The organism is Luteimonas changyuni, assembly GCF_039548395.1.
Classification (GTDB): domain Bacteria; phylum Pseudomonadota; class Gammaproteobacteria; order Xanthomonadales; family Xanthomonadaceae; genus Luteimonas.
On sequence record NZ_JBCLUZ010000061.1, the window covers coordinates 1 to 2,415 of the forward strand.

At 69.9% G+C, this 2,415-nt stretch carries 2 protein-coding genes and 1 pseudogene; 1 reads left to right on the plus strand and 2 read right to left on the minus strand.

Going from position 1 to position 2,415, the window contains the following annotated elements; genetic code table 11:
• The first annotated feature begins 153 nt into the window (after positions 1-153).
• Positions 154-1,347, plus strand: a complete 1,194-nt coding sequence (gene kbl, locus WCD84_RS14300; RefSeq protein WP_343281800.1) for a glycine C-acetyltransferase — start codon at positions 154-156, stop codon at positions 1,345-1,347.
• A 210-nt stretch (positions 1,348-1,557) separates the two neighbouring features.
• Here the strand turns inward: kbl and WCD84_RS14305 are convergent.
• Both WCD84_RS14305 and WCD84_RS14310 read right to left on the minus strand, forming a co-directional pair.
• Positions 1,558-2,034: pseudogene (locus WCD84_RS14305) on the minus strand (hypothetical protein); the annotation flags it as partial.
• A 106-nt stretch (positions 2,035-2,140) separates the two neighbouring features.
• The coding region (locus WCD84_RS14310) for an OmpA family protein (protein WP_343281801.1) at positions 2,141-2,415 on the minus strand (275 nt) is incomplete at its 5' end.

Below are 2,415 nucleotides of genomic sequence, written 5' to 3' on the forward strand. Positions count from 1 at the left end.
CCCCCCCCCCCCCCCCCCCCCCCCCCCCCCCCCCCCCCCCCCCCCCCCCCCCCCCCCCCCCCCCCCCCCCCCCCCCCCCCCCCCCCCCCCCCCCCCCCCCCCCCCCCCCCCCCCCCCCCCCCCCACCTGCCTTCCCCATCGTTGAGGTGTCCTGTGTCCCTGACCGAACGCTACAGCCAGACCCTGGCCGAAATCCGCAAACAGGGCCTGTTCAAGGCCGAGCGCATCATCACCAGCCCGCAGTCGGCTGAAATCGAACTGGCCGACGGCCGCAGGGTGCTGAACTTCTGCGCCAACAACTACCTCGGCCTGGCCGACCATCCGGACATCATCGCCGCCGCGCGCGATGCCCTGGACACGCACGGCTTCGGCATGGCCTCGGTGCGCTTCATCTGCGGCACCCAGGACCTGCACAAGGAGCTGGAGCAGACGATCTCCAGCTTCTTCGGCAAGGAGGACACCATCCTCTATGCCGCCTGCTTCGACGCCAACGGCGGGCTGTTCGAGCCGCTGCTGGGCGAAGGGGACGCGATCATCAGCGATTCGCTCAACCACGCCTCGATCATCGACGGCGTGCGCCTGTGCAAGGCAAAGCGCTACCGCTACGCCAACTGCGACATGGCGGACCTGGAAGCGCAGCTCAAGCAGGCGAAGGCCGACGGCGCGCGCACGATCATGGTCACTACCGACGGCGTGTTCTCGATGGACGGCTTCATCGCCCCGCTCGACGAGATCACCGCGCTGGCGGAGAAGTACGGTGCGCTGGTCCACATCGACGAATGCCATGCCACCGGCTTCATCGGCGCGACCGGCCGCGGCTCGGCCGAGGTCAAGGGCGTGCTGGAAAAAATCGACATCATCACCGGCACCCTGGGCAAGGCCATGGGCGGTGCGCTGGGCGGCTTCACCACGGCGAAGGCGGAAGTGATCGAGCTGCTGCGCCAGCGCTCGCGCCCGTACCTGTTCTCGAACTCGCTGCCGCCACACGTGGTGGCCGCGGGCACCAAGGCCTTCCAGATGCTGGACGCCGCGGGTGAGCTGCGCGAGCGGCTGGCGGAAAACACCGCCTACTTCCGCGAGCGCATGGTCGCCGCGGGCTTCGACATCAAGCCCGGAACCCATCCGATCAGCCCGGTGATGCTGTATGACGCGCCGCTGGCGCAGCGCTTCGCCGAGCGCCTGCTCGAGGAAGGCATCTACGCGATCGGGTTCTTCTTCCCGGTGGTCCCGCAGGGCCAGGCGCGCATCCGCACGCAGCTGTCGGCCGCACACACGCGCGAGCACCTGGACCGGGCCATCGACGCCTTTGTCCGCATCGGGCAGGAACTGGGCGTCATCAAGGGCTGAAGCGCGCCCAGGCCGCGGCGCAACGGCGCCGCGGCCCGTCGCGATCCGTGGCGGGACTCAGCGCGGCTCGGAGCCGTCGTCTGCAGGGACCCCGGCGGGCGGAGCTTCGGCAGGTGGAGCCTCCGCGGGCGGGGTTTCGGCGGATGGAGCCTGGGCGGGAACGCCTTCAACGGGCAGAACCACCCCACCGGCCGGCGCGGCGACAGTGCCATCGGCAGCGGCCGCGGCAGCAGCCGGGACCGGAGTCCTGCCGCGCGCGATGCGGACGCCGCGCGTCTTCATCCAGGCATCGAACTCGTCGGCGGTCATCTGCCGGCCGTTCTGGTTCATGTCGAAACGCCAGGGCGTGTTGTCGAATTCGGTCTTGGGCTTGTAAGCGCCGGGATCGTTCGGATCCGCCACGCTGGCGGGCGCTGCGATCGCCACGTTGCGGCAGCCTTCGATGCGCCGGCGCAACAGCACTTCGTCCACCGTCTGCGACTCGTCGTATGCATGCCCGAGCACGCCGCTGTTGGCGCCGAGCATGTACGAGGGCGCGACCAGTTCGGTCGCCAGTGGCGCAAGCACCGTGACCCGCTGCGCGGCCACGCCCGCGCTGGGCAGGCTGCCGCAGTCGATCGCCGCCAAGGCCATTCCCGGAACCAGGAGGCCCACCGCCGCCACACCCATCAACGCTGACCGCTTCATCGCTCTTGCCCCGCTTCCTCGTGCACAGGGCGGGAGTCTAGCAGCCTCCAGACGCACGAAGCCCGGCACAAGGCCGGGCTCCGTGGTGTCACCTGTGCCGACGTCCTCAGTTCTGGACGTTCAGCTCCGTGCGGCGGTTGCGCGCGCGGCCGTCCGGGTTGTCCGAACCGTCGTCATTGGTGTTCGGAGCAATCGGGCGGCTCTCGCCGTAACCGGTCGGACCCACCATGCGCGACGAATCGATGCCGTTCGAGGCCAGGTAGTCGTACACCGCGGTCGCGCGGCGCTCCGACAGCGACTGGTTGTACGCGTCGGTGCCCTTCGAGTCGGTGTGGCCAGCCACTTCGACCTTCAGCTCCGGGTAGCGCTTCAGGATCTCGA